Annotated in this window: 15 protein-coding genes; 3 read left to right on the forward strand and 12 right to left on the reverse strand. The window is 72.9% G+C overall.

What is annotated here, in order from left to right; all coding sequences use genetic code 11:
* The 7 genes from GTY84_RS12330 to GTY84_RS12360 form a co-directional block, all read right to left on the reverse strand.
* On the reverse strand, positions 1 to 1,455 hold the full coding sequence (locus GTY84_RS12330; protein WP_161226230.1) for an amidase: 1,455 nt from the start codon (positions 1,453 to 1,455) through the stop codon (positions 1 to 3).
* Positions 1,452 to 2,186: a gamma-glutamyl-gamma-aminobutyrate hydrolase family protein gene (locus GTY84_RS12335; RefSeq protein WP_161226231.1), complete on the reverse strand. Its 735-nt coding sequence runs from the start codon at positions 2,184 to 2,186 to the stop codon at positions 1,452 to 1,454. The genes GTY84_RS12330 and GTY84_RS12335 overlap by 4 nt, the downstream gene beginning before the upstream one ends.
* The gene (locus tag GTY84_RS12340) at positions 2,183 to 3,277 is read right to left on the reverse strand and encodes a Zn-dependent alcohol dehydrogenase (RefSeq protein WP_161226232.1); all 1,095 of its coding nucleotides are present in this window, start codon (positions 3,275 to 3,277) and stop codon (positions 2,183 to 2,185) included. Before GTY84_RS12340 ends, GTY84_RS12335 begins: the two co-directional genes overlap by 4 nt.
* 117 nt (positions 3,278 to 3,394) lie before the next feature.
* The gene (locus GTY84_RS12345) at positions 3,395 to 4,774 is read right to left on the reverse strand and encodes a glutamine synthetase family protein (protein WP_161226233.1); all 1,380 of its coding nucleotides are present in this window, start codon (positions 4,772 to 4,774) and stop codon (positions 3,395 to 3,397) included.
* Positions 4,767 to 5,417: a hypothetical protein gene (locus GTY84_RS12350; RefSeq protein WP_161226234.1), complete on the reverse strand. Its 651-nt coding sequence runs from the start codon at positions 5,415 to 5,417 to the stop codon at positions 4,767 to 4,769. The genes GTY84_RS12345 and GTY84_RS12350 overlap by 8 nt, the downstream gene beginning before the upstream one ends.
* A 208-nt stretch (positions 5,418 to 5,625) precedes the next feature.
* A complete protein-coding gene (locus GTY84_RS12355) occupies positions 5,626 to 6,510 on the reverse strand; it encodes a phytanoyl-CoA dioxygenase family protein (protein WP_161226235.1) in 885 nt (294 codons plus the stop codon).
* Positions 6,511 to 6,792: 282 nt separating this feature from the next.
* Positions 6,793 to 8,271: an APC family permease gene (locus GTY84_RS12360; protein ID WP_161226236.1), complete on the reverse strand. Its 1,479-nt coding sequence runs from the start codon at positions 8,269 to 8,271 to the stop codon at positions 6,793 to 6,795.
* A gap of 418 nt (positions 8,272 to 8,689) precedes the next feature.
* Here GTY84_RS12360 and GTY84_RS34925 point away from each other — a divergent pair, with 418 nt between their 5' ends.
* Both GTY84_RS34925 and GTY84_RS12370 read left to right on the forward strand, forming a co-directional pair.
* Positions 8,690 to 9,292, forward strand: coding sequence for a TetR/AcrR family transcriptional regulator (locus GTY84_RS34925; RefSeq protein ID WP_161226237.1), 603 nt, complete (start codon positions 8,690 to 8,692; stop codon positions 9,290 to 9,292).
* 546 nt (positions 9,293 to 9,838) lie between these two features.
* On the forward strand, positions 9,839 to 10,729 hold the full coding sequence (locus GTY84_RS12370) for a phytanoyl-CoA dioxygenase family protein (protein ID WP_345943416.1): 891 nt from the start codon (positions 9,839 to 9,841) through the stop codon (positions 10,727 to 10,729).
* 230 nt (positions 10,730 to 10,959) lie between these two features.
* Here GTY84_RS12370 and GTY84_RS12375 read toward each other — a convergent pair whose 3' ends face one another.
* The 5 genes from GTY84_RS12375 to GTY84_RS34935 form a co-directional block, all read right to left on the reverse strand.
* The gene (locus GTY84_RS12375; RefSeq protein WP_161226238.1) at positions 10,960 to 12,072 is read right to left on the reverse strand and encodes an ABC transporter ATP-binding protein; all 1,113 of its coding nucleotides are present in this window, start codon (positions 12,070 to 12,072) and stop codon (positions 10,960 to 10,962) included.
* Positions 12,073 to 12,082: 10 nt separating this feature from the next.
* Positions 12,083 to 13,876, reverse strand: coding sequence for an iron ABC transporter permease (locus GTY84_RS12380; RefSeq protein WP_161226239.1), 1,794 nt, complete (start codon positions 13,874 to 13,876; stop codon positions 12,083 to 12,085).
* Between the two features lie 2 nt (positions 13,877 to 13,878).
* The gene (locus GTY84_RS12385) at positions 13,879 to 14,982 is read right to left on the reverse strand and encodes an extracellular solute-binding protein (RefSeq protein WP_161226240.1); all 1,104 of its coding nucleotides are present in this window, start codon (positions 14,980 to 14,982) and stop codon (positions 13,879 to 13,881) included.
* A 202-nt stretch (positions 14,983 to 15,184) separates the two neighbouring features.
* Positions 15,185 to 16,462 carry a M24 family metallopeptidase gene (locus tag GTY84_RS34930; RefSeq protein WP_161226241.1) on the reverse strand — a complete coding sequence of 426 codons (1,278 nt, stop codon included), beginning with the start codon at positions 16,460 to 16,462 and terminating at the stop codon, positions 15,185 to 15,187.
* A 1,086-nt stretch (positions 16,463 to 17,548) separates the two neighbouring features.
* A complete protein-coding gene (locus GTY84_RS34935; protein ID WP_161226242.1) occupies positions 17,549 to 18,133 on the reverse strand; it encodes a MarR family transcriptional regulator in 585 nt (194 codons plus the stop codon).
* A 139-nt stretch (positions 18,134 to 18,272) separates the two neighbouring features.
* On the opposite strand from GTY84_RS34935, the gene GTY84_RS12400 reads away from it, so the two are divergent.
* Complete coding sequence (locus tag GTY84_RS12400) at positions 18,273 to 19,745, forward strand: aldehyde dehydrogenase (RefSeq protein WP_161226243.1); 1,473 nt, start codon at positions 18,273 to 18,275, stop codon at positions 19,743 to 19,745.
* Positions 19,746 to 19,816: the final 71 nt, after the last annotated feature.

Genomic DNA, 19,816 nt, shown 5'->3' on the forward strand with positions numbered 1-19,816 from the left:
TCAACTGCCTTCCTGGGGTGACGCGGCGGGCGGAGCCGCGTGGACGGTCGGGCGCGGCGCGGGTGCGCCGGCGGCCCGCTCAAGCTGTGCGGCCACGGACAGCAGCAGGTCCTCGCGCCCGGGGTGGGCGGCCAGCTGTACGCCCACCGGGAGCCCGTCGTCGAAGCCGGCGGGAACACTGATGGCGGGCTGGCCGGTGACGTTGTGGAGGGGGGTGAAGGGCACGAACTCGAACAACCGGGCCAGCCACTGCGCGGGCCGCTCCACGTGCTGGTCGAGACCGAGCAGGCCGACCGGCCACGCGGTACGGGCGACGGTGGGCGTCAGATGCAGGTCGAAGGACCGGAACTGCCGGGCCACCGCGCGCGTCAGCCGGTTCTGCCAGCCTCGGGCGGCGGAGACGTCGCTCCAGCGCTGGGTCCGCCCCTGTGCGGCGAACACCCGGGTGACCGGCTCCAGCAGCCGGTCGGTCTCATAGGTGCTGCGGTCCCGGGCGAAGCCGCCGACGGTGTCCGCGACGGACGCCGACCACAGGCGCGCGCTGTTCTCGACGAACTCGTCCGGATCGAGGGCGAGAGGGGTCTCGGTGACCTCGTGGCCGAGTGCTTCCAGCACGGCGGCGGTCTCCTCCACGGCGCGCCGGTGCGCGGTGTCGACACGTGCCGTCAGCGGGGGAGTGGAGGTGAAGGCGATCCGCAGCCGCGGCGGGTCCCGCCTGACGGCGCGGGAGTAGGGGAGGCCGGGTGCCGGGAGCTGGTAGCGCTCCCCGGGCTCCCACCCGGCGACGGCGTCCAGCAGGGCCGCGCTGTCGCGGACGGTCCGGGTGAGGGCGAACTCGGCCGACAGCCCGAACAGGGGGTCGTCGGCGTCCGGACCGGAGGGGATGCGGCCCCGGGTCGGCTTCAGCCCGACCAGCCCGCACAGGGCGGCGGGGATCCGGATGGACCCGGCGGCGTCATTGGCGTGCGCCCAGGGCAGCGCGCCGGCGGCGACGAGCGCGGCGGAGCCGCCGCTGGAGCCGCCGGGAGTCGCGTCGAGACGGAACGGGTTGCGGGTGATGCCGGTCGCCCGGGACTCGGTGGAGCAGCTCAGGCCGAACTCGGGGGTGGTGGTCCGGCACAGGGTGACGAGTCCCGCGGCACGCCACCGGCGCATCAGATGGGTGTCGTGGTCGGCGACGGTGTCCGCGCACAGCAGGCTGCCGCTCTGCTGGGGCAGCCCCTCGGCGTGGCAGACCAGGTCCTTCACGGCGAAGGGGACACCGGCGAAGGGGCCGCCGGGGTCATGGGCCGGCGGGTCGGCCAGGACCCCGCCGACGGTGGCGTTCAGCTCGGTGTCGACCCGGACGATGCACGACCGGGCCGCACGGCGGACCTCCTCGGCGGTGACCTCTCCCGCACGCAGGAGGGCGGCCAGCGCGGTGCCGTCGAGCGAGGCGTACTCGGACGGTCTCATGGCGCGCCCCGGTGGGCGGCGGCCCGGCCCGCCGAGACCGCGGCCAGCCACTCGAACGCCGGGTCGGGGCCGCTCATCCACTCCGGGTGCCACTGCACTCCCAGGACCGGGGAGCCGGGTACCTCGATGACCTCGGCGGTGCCGTCGGGGGCGCGGCCGGTCACGGTGATTCCTCTGCCGCAGCGCCCGACGGCCTGGTGGTGCAGGGAGTTGACCCGGGTGCTGGGGCCGTAGAGCCGGCGGGCGAGCGAGCCCTCGGCCAGGCGGACCTCGTGCTGGAGCGTGTGGACCGGCAGCGTGCCGGACACATGGTCGACCGGGTGGTCCGGCAGGTGGGGGACGAGCTGCCCGCCCCGGGCCACGTTCAGCACCTGGGCGCCGCGGCAGACCCCCAGGACGGGGAGGAGCAGGTCCAGCGCGGCGGTGGCGAGGGCGATCTCGTACTCGTCGCGCAGGACGTCGATCGGGCCCGCCGCGTCGTCGGGCCCGCCGCCCCACAGCGCGGGGTGGATGTCATGGCCACCGGTGATGACCAGCCCGTCGAGCCGGGTCACGGTCTCCCGGGTGCCCGCCTCGTAGGGGAGTTCCACGGGGATGCCGCCGGCTCGGTGCACCCGGCGGGGGAAGTCGGTGAAGTACATGTCTATTCGGGTGTGGCGGTAGCGCTCTTCGAGAAGGGGCAGGGACGCCGCGGGCAGTCGGCGCCCGGTGATGCCGATCAGCGGTTTCACGGCTGCCGCTCCATCGTGACGACGACGCGGTTGACCGTTCCCGAACGCAGGGCGTGGAAGCCGTCGTTGATCTCCTCCAGGGGCAGCACCCGGGAGACCATCTCGTCGAGCCTGAGGCGGCCCTGCTGGTAGAGGTCGACGAAGCGGGGGATGTCGACCCGGAACTGGTTCGACCCGATGAAGGACCCCTGGAGCCGCTTCTCGTGGAGGAACAGTTCGGTGCCCGGGATGCTCAGCGGCTGGTCGGCGGGGATCATGCCGAGCACGGTGGCCGTTCCCCCGGGGGCCAGGGCGTGGAAGGCCTGTTCGGCGGTCTCGCGCCTGCCGATGGCCTCGAAGGAGTAGTCGACGCCGCCGCCGGTGAGCGCCCGCACGGTGCCGACGACGTCACCGTCGCGGGCGTCGACGGTGTGGGTGGCGCCCATGGAGCAGGCCAGGGCCAGCTTGTCCGGGCTGATGTCGACGGCCACGACGCGGTTCGCGCCGGCCAGCCGGGCTCCCTGGACGGCAGCCATGCCCACCCCGCCGCAGCCGAAGACGGCGACGTCGCTGCCCGGCCGCACGCGTGCCGCGCGGAAGACCGCGCCTGCTCCCGTCATCACCGAGCAGCCGATCAGGCAGGCGCGGTCCAGGGGCATCGACGGCGTGATCGTGACCAGCCCGTTCTCGTGGACGAGCATCCGCTCGGCGAACCCGCCGATCCCGCTCATCCGGCCCACGGCGGTGCCGTCGGCGTTGACGAGGGCGGGGCGCGGCCGGCTGTGCAGCGCTGACCGGTTGGCGCACAGGGACAGCCGTCCGTCCGTGCAGTAGCGGCAGTGCCCGCAGAAGACGGTCAGACAGGTGACGACGTGGTCGCCGGGCCGGACCGAGCGGACCTCTTCGCCGACCTCCTCCACGACGCCGGCCGCCTCGTGGCCGAGGACCTCCGGCAGGCCGGTGGCGAAGACGGCGTCGAGGTAGTGCAGATCGCTGTGGCACAGGCCGACGGCGGCGGTGCGCACGAGCACCTCGTGCGGTCCGGGCGCGTCGATCTCGACCTCTTCCAGGTCCAGACGGCCTGGCGCCGAGTTCAGTACGGCCGCTCGCATGGCTGCTCCTTTCGGGTGCTGGGTCCTGCCGTCGTGTCGCCCTCGTCCGCAGGGCCCGGCCCGTGTCCGGGCCCTGCGGTGGGCGGGCGTTGACGGCAGGGCTGAGGAGGGGAGTGGTCAGACGAGCTCGAAGTAGCGCCTGAGCTCCCAGTCGGACACGCCCTCGTCCGGGTCGCCGCCGCCGGTGTGGAACGTGAGCCATTCCCATCTGCGGGTGCCGATCCAGTAGTCGACGAGGTCCGTTCCCAGGGCCCCGGTCAGGTCGGTGTCGCGGGCCAGTGCGTCGGTGGCCCGTGACAGGGTGGGCGGGATGGGGTCCGTGCCGTCCGGCAGCGACCAGGCCATCACGTCCAGCGCGGGCCGCGGCTCGTTCCCGCGTTCCAGGCCGATCAGGCCGCCGGCGAGGAAGGCCGCGAACGCGAGGTAGAGGTTGGCATCGGCGGACGGGACGCGGTACTCGAGCCGGCTCTGCCCGGCGTCGCGGCAGATGGCGCGGATGGCGGTCGTCTTGTTCTCCACGCCCCAGGTGACCGTGGTGGGGGGCCCGTTCAGCTCCTGGATGCGGCGGTAGGAGTTGACGGTCGGGAAGGAGAACGTCGTCGCGGCGGCCATGGTGTCCAGGGCTCCGGCGACGAAGTGCCGCATCGTCCTGGACGGCCGCGCGGGGTCGTCCGCGTGGTGGAAGGCGTTCACGCCCTCCCTGAGCAGGGACAGGTTGATGTGCGCCCCCTGCCCGAACAGGTCGGGCGACCACTTCGCCATGAAGGTGACCGAGTGGCCCTGTTCGGAGGCGACCTGCCGCATCACGAGCTTGACACGGTTGTAGGTGTCCGTGGCGCGGAGGGGGTCCATGGGCGGGATGTTGAACTCGATCTGGCCGGCGGCGGACTCGTCGCACCAGCCCTCCCACGGGATGCCGGTCTCGTCGAGCCGGCGGCTTACGCCGTCCATGAAGGCGGTGAAGTCGCCGGTGCGGCCCAGGACGTAGAGGGCTCCCGCCCCGCCGCCCAGCGGGTGCAGGTCCCTGTACCGCTTCGCCCGGGCCTCCTGGAGGGACTCCTCGAAGACCGTGGCCTCGACCTCGATGGCAGCCCTCGCGGTGTACCCGGCCCGGGCGAGCCGCCCGACCTGCTCGCGCAGGGCGGAGCGGGCGCACACCGGCAGCGGGCTGCCGTCGCGGTCGACCAGGTCGCAGATCACCGCGCCCAGCCCGGGGAGTGAGGGGTCCACGATGACGGTGTCCGGGTCGGGACGCAGGAACACGTCGCCCATCTCGCCGCGCCAGGCCCCGAAGTCGAAGCCGAGCTGCGGCTCGTTGGACAGGTCGACACCGAACGCGACATCGCAGAAGCTCCAGCCGGAAGCCATGCCGGAGAGGAACTTGCGGGCCGAGAGGTACTTTCCGGAGGCCACACCGTCGAGGCTGATCGTCTCGGCCCGGACCGAGCGGATGCCGTTCTCCTCGGCCCACGCCCGCCAGTCGCGCTGCTCAGACATCCCACATCACTCTCATCGAGGCCCCGCACACGACGGAGAACTGACTGAAGGTCCCGAGGATCCGGAACCCGCCGGCGAACACGGTGTCCGCGAAGAACTCCTGGCCGGCGAGGAGGCGGGTCAGCGCCTCGGCGTCGCCGTGGATCTCATAGGGGTCCGGTGTTCCGCCGAGTGACACCTCCTCGCCGGTCCCCGTGTCCACGAGCCGCAGCGAGGGCATGCCCCGCAGCTCCCGCACCGCCGACCAGAAGAAGAGGGCCAGGTCCTGCCAGGGCGGCAGGGCCGGGTCGAGGAGGCGCACCGTCCGCTCGGCACGGTCACGGTGCTCCGCGGACGTGGCCGTGAACACCCGGGCCCGGCCGGCGGGGCCGATCTCGACGACGGCGCCGGTGGCGGCCGTGAGACCGTGCTCGACCCCGAGACCGCCGTCCACCGCGCGGACCGTCGCCTTCTGGGGGCTGCCGGCCGACCGCACCCCCACCGCACCGTCGAAGTCCGCGAGTACGGCGCGGCCGTTCTCCGACCAGAGGTTGAGCGACAGGAGGTGGGAGACGAGGCGGACGAACGGTGTCGCGTCCGCGGCCCGGCGGATCGCGGCGCCGCCGGGCGGCGCCCCGGGCGGAACTACGGCATCGACTGTCATGACAAGCCCCTTGATGTGACGGCGCGTCGGAGCGCGGTGTGAAGTCGTCGTGGACGGCTGGTGCTGTGTCCGGAATGGTCTGCCGGACAGCTCGCGGTGTCCGGTGCGGTGCGTCGCGAGGCGGCGGACGCACTCGGGTGGTGCGGCAATGCGGCGAGGCGCCGTGCCGGGCGTCGCCAGCCGGTGAACCCTTCCGGCCACGGCGGCGCTAGCGGTTCGGCAGCAGGTCGTGCGCGCTCCGGGTGCCGTCCGCCTCGCCGTCCCGCAGCAGCAGGTGCGGGTCCTGCATCTCGTACCAGCCGCAGAAGGGGATGCTCAGGCCGTACCCCAGCAGCCGTTGGACCTCCTCCGGGTATGCCAGAACCTGCTCCCGGGGCACGGCGAGGTACTGGTTCTCCTCCTGCCGCAGGTAGCCGCGGCACAGGGAGAGGGAGATGGCGAGGCGGTACTCGTCCGTGGTCGTGTTCGCACCGCCGCCGTGGTACGTCGAGCCGAGGTGGATCAGCCCCGAGCCGCGTGTCATCTCGGCGGGCACGGCCTCGCTCGGCAGCGGCTTGCGGTCGTCGTCCCACAGGTGGCTCCCGGGGATGACCATGGTCGCGCCGTTGGCGTAGTGGTACTCGGTACCCGCGTACAGCGTCTGCACCTGGCTCTCCGGCCCGGGGTGGCGACGGTGGTGGACCATGTCGTCGCGGTGCAGGGGCTGTGCCTTCTGGCCGGGGCCGATGTAGATGGCCTGGCCGGCCGACACCTGCACGGTGCCCCGGTAGTGCGAGTGCTCGTCGCCGACCCACGACTTCGCGGTCTCCCTGAGCAGGGAGTCGGCCGCGCCCAGCAGATGCGGCTCGGTGACGAGCGCCGCGCACGCCGGTGACTTGGCCAGCAGACTGGAGGTGCGCCGGGTCAGATGGCCGACGAAGTCGCCGTCGCCGTTCGGCGTCGCCTCCAGGTACGGGGACAGCTCGGACCAGATCCGGTCCATGGTCTCGTCGGGGATCATGTCGGCGACGATGACGCCGCCGTCGCGTTCGAGGACTTCGAGGACGTCGTCGACCGTTGCCGAGTTCGGCAGGGTGGTCAGTTTCGCGGTCATGGTCGCTCTCCAGGGAACGAGGGGGCGGGGGAGGGCCGTGGTCCCGTCCGGTGCGGTGCTGCCGGCGGATGGGCGTCGAAGGCTTCAGACGCATCCATGATGAATGAGTTGGCCGGTTGCCCAACTTTATGAAGTGCTGAACTGGGGAGTCAATGGTTCTCGGTGAAATACTTGGGCGGTTGCCCAAGTTCGGGCGCGGAGGTGAGCGGCCCCGGGCGACGAGAGCGCGGGGTGGCGGGGGCTGCGGGGCGGGGAGGGGCCGGGGCGGGTGGGACGGCCTCGTCAGACGTCCTGACGGCCGATCCGGGAGTAGACCTCGGGCCGCCGGGAGCGGTAGACGAGGGCCAGCGCGGCGCCGCCCAGCATGATCGCGGCGGCCAGGGCCAGCACGAGGTTGCCGCCGAGTTCGCTGCCGATGATCGAGTCCATGTTCGTCGTCGCCAGCACCAGCACCGTCAGCAGGCCGGCGAGGGACAGGGAGGGGGCGATCCGCGAGCGCCACGCACTCGCCGTGTGCCCCGTGGCGCTCCGGAAGAAGAGGATGACGGCGACGCTGGTGGCAGTCATCAGCAGCAGGATGCCGAAGCCCCCGAATCCCGTCAGGGCCGCGTAGAGGGTGACCGGGTCCGTGCCCGCGAGGGCGGCCACCGCGTCCACTCCCAGGCACAGCAGGGCGACGGTCGCTGCCGCCACGTACGGCGACCCGTGCCGCCGGTGGACGCGGGCGAGCCGGGGGGTGAGGACCGCGTCGTGGCCCAGGGAGTAGAGGTAGCGCGCCGCGATGTTCTGCGTGGCGAGGATCGCCGCGAAGGCGCTCGTGACCAGCAGGACGATGACGACGTCGACGGCGAACCTGCCGACGTATTCGTGCATGCTCGCGAGGAACGAGCCGGAGGGGTCGAGTGCGGAGTCGGGTGCCCTGGAGGGCCCGAACGCCACGATGTACGCCCATGCTCCCAGCCCGTAGAGGACGGCGAGGAACGCGACGGCCGTGTACGTGGCCCGGGGGATCGTCCTGGCCGGGTCCCGCGCCTCCTCGCGGAACACCGCCACCGCCTCGAAGCCGGTCACGCACAGCACTCCGAACAGCAGGGCGAAGCTGAGGGAACCGGAGGTGAAGGCGTCCGGTGTGAAGGAGGAGAGGGACCGGCCCTCCGGGCCGCCGTTGACCGCCACCGCGATCTGCCAGATCAGGACGATCACCACCTCGGCGCACATCGTCACCCCGAGCACGCGCGTCGACAGGTCGATGTGCAGCATCGTGAGCACCGAGGCACCCGTCCACAGGACCAGTGACCACACCCACCAGTCCAGGGAGGGGCCGCCCAGCAGGTCATGGACCAGGGTGTCGACGAGGATGCCGCCGTACGCGTACGAGCCCGCGGCGATCGCGACATAGGCGCCGAAGGCGACGAAGGCGCCGGCCAGGCCGGGCACCTTGCCGATCCCGGCGGCGATGTAGCAGTAGAAGGCCCCCGGGCTGCTCATGAAACGGCTCATCGTCGTCAGGCCCACGGAGAACAGCAGCAGCAACGCGCCGATCACGAGATAGGTCGACGGGGCTCCGACCCGGTTGCCGTAGCCGACCACCAGGGGGACGAATCCGGCCATGACGGCCAGCGGGGCGTTGAAGGCGAGGACGGTGAAGACCAGGCCGATGACACCGATGTTTCCGCTGAGCCGGCGCGGCTCCTGCGGAGGGGAGGCGGTGGGGGCGGGAGGGTCCGCCGGAACGGAACGGGTGGAGGGAAGGCTGTCCATGAGGGACTCCACTCTTCGGGCGTGCCGGCTGCCCGGGGCCGGGCGGCCGGTGGGGGAGGCGCGGAGGCGCGGCGGGGCGGGAAGGCGGCCCGGCGTCGCACTCCGATGCGATGGGTCGAACTTGGGCGCTCGGCCAAGTGGTGCGAGCATCACGGTGCGGGCAGGAGGGAGTCAATACCCCGTGGTCGATCCTTTACCGTGCTGAGGCGGGTGGGGCGCCGTCGCAGCCGCCGGAGCAGGAGCGGAGTCCATCTTGGGCAAGTGGCCCGTCCGGCCCGGCGGGCTCCTCCGGGTCGGGCCCTGCCCGCCGCCAGGCCCGAGCGGCTGACCGGGGCAATTGCCCAAGTAAACTGGGAGCGGTGGCCGACCGGACAGTCGCCACCCCTGGCATATCCCTGAGGGCATCGAGGAGGCAACCGTGAGCCATGTGCCCGCCGCCGACCGGCGACGGCAGTTCGTCGACGCGGCGATCAAGGTCATCAGTACGGAGGGGGTCGCGCGCGCCACCACCCGCCGCATCGCCGACGCCGCGGGGGCCCCGGCGGCCAGCCTGCACTACTGCTTCCGGACCAAGGAGGAGGTGCTGCAGGCGGCGTTCGAGACGGGCACCACCGACGGGCTGGTGACCGTGGGGAGCGCGGTGACGCCGGGCGTCGGTCTGCGGGAGGGGATAGCCCGCGTCCTGGAGGGCTTCGCGCGCTGGATCAGGGAGCACCCCGAGATCCAGATGGCACAGTACGAACTGACCCTGTGGTCCCTGCGCAGCGAGTCCTCGCGCCACCTCGCCCAGCGCGTGTACCGCCGGTACATCGACGGCTGCCTCCAGCTGCTGCGGGAGTGCAGGGCGCCGGGCGACGAGGACATCGATCTGGAACTCCTCGCGCGCGAGATCATCGCTCTGCTCGACGGGCACGTCCTGCAGTGGCTGGCGCTCGGTGACGACACGTTCGAGCGCATGGTCGACAGGTCGACCCGTCTGCTTCAGGACCAGTTCACGCCCCTCCCGGCTGCCACGTCCTGAGGCGCCACCGGGCCGCGGCCGTCCCGCGGCCCGGGAGCGGGGCGCCGGGCCGCAGGGACGGGTGAGGGGCCCCGGGGTCCGCCGCCGGGAGCTCCGGCCCCCATCGGCCGCAGTGGTTCCCGGGCGGATGCCCGGGTCGGCCGCCGGGCGGCTTCTTGCCGGGACGCCCGCCCCTTCCGTCGTTCCGCGCCCCCCGTTTTCCGTGGGCCCGCCCCCGGCGGATCCCGGCGGCCTCTTGACAGGTGCCGAGGGGCTCACCCATCGTTGGGCAACCGACTTGACCAAATGCCCAAGTTGTTTCGTCCACCCGGCGGCCGACCGGAGGGGAGCGGCTGCGCGCGCGTCGGCCCTGCCCGTCGCCGCCGCCGTGCCCCGGACGCCCGCCGTTCCCCGACAAGCGGCCCGGCGGCCGGTCGCACGCCCCGTGCCGTGACGCGCCCTTCGGCCGGCCCTCCCGCGCCGTCGAGCGGCGCTGCCGTGACCGTCGGACCGATCCGTGCGCCACGCCTCCGGGCGGACCGCGCGGCGACCACAGGAGACAGCCAAGTGACAGGACTGACCACCCTCCCCGCCACGACCGGCGTCGAGGAGGCGGCGGCCGTGATGGACCGCGACGGCGGTGTCATCATCGAGGACCTCTTCGCCCCCGAGGTGGTGGCCGGACTGCTGCGCGATCTCACGCCCGTGCTCGGCGGCGTGGAGTTCGGCCGGGAGGAGTTCTTCGCCGGTGCGCGGACCCGGCGCGCCGGCGCGCTCTTCGCGAGGACCGACGGCATTCTGCACATCGCCCGGAACCCGCTCTATCTGGGGCTGTCCCGGCACATCCTCCAGAAGCCGGTCGACGTGTGGTTCGGCACGGAGCGGACCACGATCACCCCGGACATACAGATCGGCGTGACCCAGGCGATACAGATCGCGCCCGGCCAGGGAGCCCAGCCGCTCCACCGCGACGACACCAGTTTCCTCTGGCGTCACCCGCACTACGGCCGTGAGGCCCGGGTGCAGATCATGGTCGCCCTCAGCGAGTTCACAGCGGGCAACGGGGGGACCCTGGTCATCCCGGGCAGCCACCGGTGGGACGACGAGCGCATGCCGTCCCCCGAGGAGGCGGTCGCCACCGAGATGACGCCCGGATCGGCCCTGGTCTGGGTCGGCTCCACCTACCACGGGGGCGGCACCAACACCTCGGACACCCTGCGGACCGGGATCACGATGGGCTACGACCTGGCGAGCCTGCGGCAGGAGGAGAACCAGTACCTCTCCGTCCCCCTGTCGCGCGTCAGGGCCCTCCCGGAGGAGGTGCAGCGGATGCTCGGCTGGAGTTCCGGCAGGAACTTCATGGGATGGGTCGAGGTCAACGGCCAGATGATCGACCCGCACGCCCTGCTCGCCCGGGACGACCACGACATGGCCGGCGGCCTGCCCCCGGCGCTTTGAGCCGTGCCCGCCCGCAGGCCGCGGACCACTGCCCGGATCCAGACCGCCGCCGGCCCCCGGAGGCATGCTCTCCGCGCGGGCCGGCGGGCGTCCACGGCCGGTCCGGCATCGAGCGGGTCCTGCCGTCCGCACGCGGTGCCCCTCGCCCGCCCGGCCGCCCGGCACCGCGGTCCGCGCCGGCCGTCAGCGGTGCCGGGCGGCCGGCCCGGCGGCGGAGTCCTCCGGGGGTGTCAGGGCGTCCCGCCGGCGGCCATGCTGATCAGCTTCTGGGCCGGCAGCCGCAGCCGCACCGTGCCCTGGGCGAACCGCTGGGGAGTGACCGCCGAGCGGACGTTCAGCCGCCCGAGCGGGGTCTCGAACCGGTAGAGGTACTGGCCGCCCAGGTAGTGGTGGTCGACCAGCCGCCCGCTCAGCAGGTTGGGGGCCGACGGCGACTCGTCGTCGGCGTCGAGCACGACGATGTCGCCGGGGCGTATGCCGAGGGTCAGTTCGCCGCCCAGCGGATGGTCGCCCGGACCCAGGCGCAGGCGCACGCCCCGCGCGGTGACCTCCGGGCCGGACGAGGCGTCGCACGAGGTGACCTCCGCCGACCGGATGAGGTTCATGTGGTCGAGGAAGGTGGCGACGAACTCCGACTTCGGCGCCCCGTACAGCTCGGCCGGTGTGCCCTCCTGGACGATGGCGCCGTCGTGCACGATGCCGACGCGGTCGGCGAGCATCATCGCCTCCTCCTGGTCGTGGGTGACCAGCAGGCAGGTGATCCCCTTGCGCCGCGCGAGTTCCTTCAGCTCCAGCCGCAGGTCCATGCGCAGCCGGGCGTCGAGGTTGGACAGGGGCTCGTCCATGAGCAGCACCCTGGGATGCAGGGCCAGGGCCCTCGCCAGTGCGACACGCTGCTGCTGGCCCCCGGAGAGCTGGGTGACCTTGCGGTCCGCCTGCTCGGTCAGCCGGAAGAGCCCGAGCGCCTCCTCGACCCGGGCCGCGGCCTCCGGCCCGGACGGGCGGCGGACCCCCCGGCGCAGGGGGAAGGCGATGTTCTGCCGGATCGTCATGTGCGGCCACAGGGCGTAGGACTGGAAGACCATGGCCTGGGGCCGCTCCTCCGGCCCCACCCACACGTCGGGGGAACGCCCGAAGACCTGCCGGCCGTCGATCCGCACCGAGCCGCTGTCCGGGCGCTCCAGGCCCGCCACGATGCGCAGGGTCGTCGTCTTGCCGCAGCCGGACGCGCCGAGCAGCACGTAGAACTCGCCCTGGTCGACGGAGAGGGACACCTCGCGCAGCGCCGGGACCGGGGTGCGGCCCTGGGTGAACGCCTTCGACACGCCTACAAGTTCGATCATGGTGAGGCTCCTAGAGGGACTGGCGCCGGGCGACACGGCAGAAGGCGACGAGGAGAACGGTGATCATCCCGAGCTGTATCACCCCGAGGGCACCGGACAGGCTGGTCTCGCCGGCCGAGCTGTAGCCGTAGATCCGGGTGGACATCACGTCGGTCCCGTCGCTGGAGAGGATCAGGGTGATGGTCAGCTCGCGAAGGGTGAGCAGGGCGATCCAGAACCAGGCGTAGACGAGGCTGCCGCGGACGGTGGGCAGGACGACGGAGAGGAAGGCCCGGCCGCGGCGTATGCCGGAGACCGCGGCGGCCTCCTCCAGTTCGTGGTGGACCTGGAGCATGGTGCCGTGCAGCGTCCGGTACGCCGTCGCGACGAACCGGCAGGCCACCACGAGGGCGAGGAAGGCCGCGGTGCCGTACAGCGGGAGCCACCTGTACACGGAGAGCCCCACGTACACGAAGGACACGGCCATCACGATCGAGGGAATCGCGAGGGTCATCATGATCAGCGCGTCCAGCCCCCGCCGGCCGCGCAGCCGGGTGCGGGTGACCAGCCAGCCGGCGCACGCGGCGAAGGCGACGGCGGCGGTCGGCACCACGGCGACCAGCAGCAGGGTGTTCGGCAGGACCTCCGCCAGGTCGTAGGCGGCGTCGGTGTAGGCGGCGAAGGACAGGTCCGCGAACGCCGCCGCCGACGGGGGCCTCAGATACGGCATCAGCGAGGCCCAGACGAGCATGAGGACCGGGAGGACCACGCCGGCCAGGGCGTACGACCCGATCAGGCCGTAGGCCGCGGTCCGGCCGCCCCGGGTCAGCCGGATCGGCTCGCGGGCCGCGCGCTTGCCGGTGACGGTGGCGAGCTGGTTGGCGCGCCGCATCGCCCGGTAGTAGGCGAACATGACCAGCCCGATCCCCAGCGCCATGCCCAGGCCCACGGCCGCCGCGTTCCCGTACTCGGGGACGCCGGTGGAGCCCTGGGTGTACTGGTAGATCAGGGTGGACAGGACCGTGATGCGGGAGGGCATGCCGAGCATCCCCGCGTAGTCGAACACCTCGACCGCGACGATGAAGAAGAAGATCGACACCCCGGCGATCGCGGGAGCGGCCACCGGCAGCAGCAGCTGGAGGGCGGCACGCCAGCGGGGGATCCCGTGGACCGCCGCCGCCTCCTCGATGTTGACGTCGATGACCCGCAGGGTCGGCACGAGCATGAAGAACGCCGGTCCGGCGAAGTCCAGGCCCTGGAGCAGGATGATCCACTTCAGGCTGTAGACGTTGCTCAGCGGGGCGCCGCCGCCCAGGTCGCCCCACCAGGTGTTGATGATCCCGTTGCTCGGGTTGAACATGAAGATGTAGCCGAGGGCGACGAGGAAGCCGGGGATCGCCATCTTGGCCGCGGCCAGGAAGAGGATCACGGTCTTGCCGCGCAGATCCGTCCTCGTGTAGAGCCAGGCGAGGGGAACCGCGACGACCAGCATCACCAGCACGCTGCCCACGCCGAGCAGCAGCGTCCGCACCAGTGTGCCGCCCAGACCGCTGGAGGCCAGCACGGTACGGAAGTTGTCCAAGGACGGTGCTCCGCCCCCGAACCCCTCTCCCGGCCCGAAGGCCGCCCAGACCAGACCGGCCAGCGGGACGAGGAGGACGGCGCACAGGAGGACGATCATCGCCGCCAGCACGGCCAGCGGCACATCGACGCCGCGCCGGGGCCGGCGCGCCCGGGAGGGCGGCCCGGGCCGGGGCGTGCCCCGCTCGTCGTCGTCGGCGGCGGGAGGGCCGGTGACGGCCTCGGACACGCTGTGTGACCCCATCTCTACTTCCTCAGCAGCTGGGCGACCTGCTTGTCGACCTTCTCGTAATCGTTCATCCACCAGTCGAGGTCCGCGGTCATCACACCGCCGGCCTTCTCGGCGAGTGCGTGCAGATCGGTGCCGGGCGTGGTGTACCGGGGCCAGTCCAGCACCTCGAACGCCTTCCTGCGGCCCTGTTCGGTGGCGTTGAGCCAGTAGAGGAAGAGCTGGGCCGCGGCGGGGTTGCGTGCCCCCTTGAGGACCAGGCCCGCGCGCGGGACCACGGGGGTCTTGACCGGCGCGTACGCGATGGGGGCCTTGGCGGCGCGCTGGCTCTCGCCGATGCGGATGCCGTATCCGATGGGGAACTCCCCGCTGCTCACCTGGGTCCGGACGGCGGTCGGGACGGACGCCATGGACGCTCTGCCCTTCTCGAGCAGACGGTGCACGAAGTCGAGCATTCCGTCGGTGCCGAGGCCGGCGGCGAGCGGGCTGAACACGTCCGGCATCCCGGCGGTGACGATCTTGCCGCGCCAGGTGTCGGTGAGCAGGTCGTCCAGGGTGCGGGGGGCGTCGGCCTCCTGGACCGTGCCGGTGTTGTAGAGGACGGCGCGGGCGATCTCGGCGATGTAGATGCCCTGGTGGCCCTGCCAGACGTCGGCGGGTGCGACGCCCTCCATGGAGGCCCAGTCGACCTGCTGCACCAGGCCCTCGGCGTTGAGCTGTTTGACCACCAGGGGAGTGGTGGCGAAGACGTCGATGGCCGGCGCGATCCTGGCCTTCGACTCCTGCACCAGCTTGCTGGCGTAGCGCGGGTCGGGCTCACCGCCGACGAACGAGATGTCGAGGTCGACGCCGGTGTCGGCGCGCAGCGCCTGGCGGAGCTTGCGGGCGTGGGCGGAGGTACGGGAGTCGGTGCTGACGAACAGGCGGACCTTGCCCTCCTTGGCCGCCTCGCTCGCGAGGGAGTCGAGCGACGAGGGCAGCTTTCCGCCGCCCGGGCCGCCCGGGCCGCCGGGTCTGGAATCCGTGCCGCCGCCGCAGGCGGCGAGGAGTCCGCCCGCTCCCAGCGCGGCCATGCCGTGCAGGACCGAACGGCGGTTGAGTGAGGGGAACTGCTTGGTCATGAGCGTTGTCACCTTGCTGAGAGGGCCGGACGGACTGTCCGGTCGGAGCCGCGGGGTGAGCCTCCCGGCCACGCGGTACGGGGGTACCGCGTGGCCGGGGCGTCCCGCGGCCGGGGACCGCGCCGGGCGGCGGGAGGGCCGGGAAGCGCGCCGGGGGATCCGGGGAGGGAACCGCCGACGGGATCCGGGGAGGGATCCGGGATCAGACGTCCACGGTGTTGAGCCGGGTGGACACGGTGTTGAACTCGCGGCAGCCGGACTCGGTCGCGGCCACCACACCGCCGACGATCGCACCGCTCCTGCCGGACCGGGCGTCGGGCTGGAGGGAGAAGGTCATGCCGGGCCTGATCTCGAAGTCGAAGAACGGACGGGCGTGGCCATCGGCGTGAGGATACGTTTCTGCGAACGCGTCGACGTGCTCCCGGATGCCGAGGGCGGAGCCGCCGCCGGACAGCAGGGGGTTGAGGGAGGCGAACTGGGGCGTCAGATGCCACATCCCCGACTCGGTCAGCGGCACCTCCATCGCCGCGCACACCTCGCCGAAGGTCGCCCCGGGCCGGACCGCGGCCACTCCCGCCTCGTAGGAGGCGCGGGCGACCTCGGCGCAGCGGGCCGTTTCGGCCGGCGGCTCGCCGAGCGTAAAGCTCATGTTGACATGGGTGTTCAGCTCGGCGTAGTTGGGGAAGATCTCCGCCCACACCATGTCCCGGCGCTCCAGCTTCCGGGAGGGCTCGGGGCGGGTGAGCCAGGTGGGCTCGCCCCAGGCGTAGTTGTCGAGCCCGGTCTGGAAGAGCATCCAGGTGACGCGCATCCCCTTGCGCATCATCGTCGCCACGCCCTCGGCGTACAGCTCCGTCTCGTCCACTCCGGGCCGGGCGAGGGCCATCATGGCCTCGATGGCGGCGTCGCCCGCGGCGGCAGCGGTGGCGATGTGGGCGAGGTCCTCGTCGCTGCGCCGGGCCATCACCAGTCCGTAGTCACGGGTGACGTCGACCAGGGTGGCCTCGGGGAGCCGTTCGCTGATGGCGTCCCAGACCGGCTTGGACACCCAGCCGCCCGGGTAGAACGGCGAGCCGTAACCCGCCCCGATCACCCCCAGCCTGCCCCTGCCGAGCTTCTTCTCGTGGGCGATCGCGGGCAGCAGCTCGGGGGCGGAGCCCACCCTGATGTCGTCGATCCAGGTCTCCAGGCCGCGTTCCCTGGAGAGCTGGTGCTGCGCGGCGACCTGCGCGGCGAAGGCGACCATGGTGGGCTCGCCGTGCCGGGGGAGGACGTAGTGCTGGTAGCGCCGGTCGCGGAAGAGGTACTGGCCCGCGTCGTAGCGGTCGCTGCGGTCGGCGCCGAAGATGAGCAGGCCGTCGAGCTCATGGGCGTCCATGAACTCCTCGGTCTGCCGCATCCGGAACGCGCGCTCGCTGTGCGGTGCGGCGGCTTCCGGGATCGTGCCGCCGGAGGCGGGGAGGGGAGTGGGAGTCGGCACGGGTCGCTCCTTTCGTGGCCCCCGCGGGCGCACCGCGCGGTCGGCGGTGCCCGAGGGGGCGTCGACTCGGTCCTGAGTCGTTGCGGGGTGATCGGGAAGGGCGTGGGGGACCGGGCATGGCGTGACCGTCCGTCCGGAGGTAAGGAAGGGCCGGGCCGCACGGGGACGCGCGGGCCGGGGCGAGCCCCGCCGGCGGCCCCTTCGGACACCGGGCGGGCCGCACCCCTCCGGACCCGGCGGGCCGCCGGGCGGTGTCCGCCGGCCCGGCCGGCGGTGGAGCCGGTCCGGCGACGGTCCTCGTGGCCGGACGGCGGCCGTCGCCCCGCCGCGCCGCGTGGGGCGGCGGGGCGACGGTGCGCGCCGCGGCGCCGGGCCTCCCGTCCGCCATGGACGGGACGCCGGGCCGGGCGGCGCGTCCGGTTCGCCGTCCGCATCGCGTCAGCGCCCCGCGCCGTCCGGCCCGGGGCCGGGCAAGGGCCGCGGGACCCGCCTGCCGGCGGGGCCGTGCGGCCGGTGCGGTCCGGTGCTTCGGGAGCGCCGTGCGGGGACGGCGCGGCGTCCGCCTCCGGACCCGTCGCGTTCGCCGGGGAGCGGGGCGGTCACCGCCCTCCGGGTGCGGGCGCGGTGACCGGCGCGGGCCGGACGGCACCCGGGCGGTTCGGTGCGGAGTCCGTTGAGCGAGGTGGATGACCCGGCCATTCAGGTGTCTCCGATCTCGTGGTCGAACCTCACGTGTGCCGCACGGCGCCGGGCGGGGTGTCCCGGCCGTTCGCCGTACCCCGGCCCGGATTCCCGCCGCGCTTCCGCGTGCACCGCTGCCGGTGGAAGAACCCGTCCGGCAACCGGGAGCCGTCCGGCGGCCGGGGCGAGAGCCCTGGCCGCCCGGTGAGCTCGTGGCCGGAGGGGCTGATCCGGTGCCGAGACCATAGGCACCGAGAACCCGGATGCACAAGGCTCAGACAAAAGAAGCTTTGACTTGAGCATCTTTGCTCGCCCGGCACCGTCCCGCCCGGCCCCGCACCGTCCCGCCCGGGTCCGCCCCCGCATCGCCCGGGTCCGTCGGGCCCGCCCCCCGCGGCGGCCGGGTCAGTCCAGGTGCCGGAGCCGGGTCTCCAGCTTGCGCAGCAGCCGGGCGAGCTGCTCCTGCTCCCCCTCGTCGAGCGACGCCAGCATCTCCCGCTCCCGCTCCAGGTGGTCGTCGATGATCCGGTCGATCAGGGCGAACCCCGCGGGCGTCAGCTCCGCGTACACGCTCCTGCGGTCCTCGGTCGACCTGATCCTCCTGATCAGCCCGTCCCGCTCCATCCGGTCGAGCCTCATCGTCATGCCGCCCGAGGTCAGCAGGGAGGAGTTGGCCAGCTCCCGGGCGGTCTTGCGGTACGGGGGTCCCATCCGGCGCAGGCTGGCCAGGACCTCGAAGACGGACTGGTTGATGGAGTGCCGGTCGTACAGCCGGTTCGACAGGTTGCGGATCAGCAGGCTGCAGCGGGTCACCCGGCCGACGACGTCGATGCTCCGGGGGTCCAGCGTCGGGCGCTCCGTCCGCCACTCGGCGATGATCCGGTCCACGTCGTCCGGCGGACCCTCCCGGGTCGTGCCGGCGGCGGCCGCCTTCGGCCGGGAGCCGTCCTGGCCAGGGGTTTCGGTTCGCCCGGCGCTTGGTGAACTCACGTGCGCCCGCCCTTCGGTCGTCGGGAAAAGCTGAGCAGCAAGAATATCAGCGATAGCTATTGACGCTCTAAGAGACTTATATCTAAGTTACTTGCGCCGGGGAGGCCCCGGCCCGGCAGAAGCTGCTCAAGGGGGCGTCATGGCTGGTGGGGCGAGAGACATCATCGTGGCCGGCGGGTTCCGGCAGGGGCGCGGTGAACCGCTGTCCTCGGTCGACCCGGCGACCGGCCGGGTGTTCGCCGAGGTCTCGACCGCGAGCGTCGAGGACGTCGACGAGGCGGTCACCGCGGGGGAGGCGGCCATGCGGGACCCCGCCTGGCGCGACCTGCTGCCCCACCGGCGGGCGGCGCTCCTGCACCGGGCCGCGGATCTCATCCACGCGGAGTCGGAGAGCCTCGCCCGGCTCCAGACCCTGGACAACGGCAAGACGATCACCGAGACCCGGGCCCTGGTGGCGAGCGCCGCCGGCACCTTCCGCTACACCGCCTCCGCCCTGGAGACCCTCGACGACACACTGACCACGGCCCGCGGCCCCTACCTGAGCATGAGCGTCCACGAGCCGGTCGGCCCGGTCGCCGCCATCACCCCGTGGAACTCACCGATCGCCAGCGAGGCCCAGAAGGCCGCCCCCGCGCTCGCGGCGGGCAACGCGGTGCTGATCAAGCCGGCCGAGTGGTCCCCGATGGCGGCCCTGAGCCTGGGCGCGCTCCTGCTGCGCGCGGGCTTCCCTCCCGGCCTGGTCAGCGTGCTGCCGGGACCGGGCGGCGTGGTGGGGGAGGCACTGGTCCGCCACCCGGGCGTCCGCAAGGTGACCTTCACCGGCGGCACCAGCACCGGCCGCCGGATCGCCGCCGTCGCCGCCGGGAAGCTGATGCCGGTCTCCCTCGAACTGGGCGGCAAGTCACCGACGATCGTGCTGCCCGACGCTGATCTGGACCAGGCGGTCCGGGGCATCGTGTTCGGCATCTTCTCCTCCCAGGGACAGGCGTGCGTCGCGGGATCGCGGCTCATCGTCCACCGGTCCGTCCACGACGAGGTCGTCGAGAGGATCACCGCGGCCGCCGAAGCGCTGGTCATCGGCGCTCCCGCCCGGGAGAGCACCCACATGGGCCCGCTCATCGCCGCGGAACACCGCGCCGAGGTCGAGTCGTACGTCCGGCTCGCGGCCGAGGAGGGCGGGCACATCAGCACCGGAGGCACCCGTCCTTCCGGGGACGCCCTCGGCGAAGGCTTCTACTACCGGCCCACCGTGATCACCGGGCTCGGCCCCGGGTCACGGGTCTGCCGGGAGGAGATCTTCGGGCCCGTCCTCGTCACGCTCCCGTACGACGACGAGGACGAGCTGCCGGCCCTGGCCGACGCCACCCCCTACGGACTGGCCTGCGGCATATGGAGCCGCGACTACCGCAGGGCGTGGCGTCTGGGCCGCCGCATCGAGGCCGGCACCGTCTGGATCAACACGTACAAGCAGCTCTCCGCGGCCACCCCCTTCGGCGGGGTCAAGGAGAGCGGCCTCGGCCGCGAGAAGGGCCGGGAGGGCATCCGGTCCTACATGACCCAGAAGGGCGTCTACTGGGGCCTCGACGAGACGCCGTCCGCCTGGGGCCTCTGACCCCTCTCCGGCCCCCGCCCCTTCGGGGACCCGCCGCACCCGCGCCCGGGAGCCCCCGCCCGCGGCACGCG

Source organism: Streptomyces sp. SID8352 (assembly GCF_009862265.1).
Classification (GTDB): domain Bacteria; phylum Actinomycetota; class Actinomycetes; order Streptomycetales; family Streptomycetaceae; genus Streptomyces.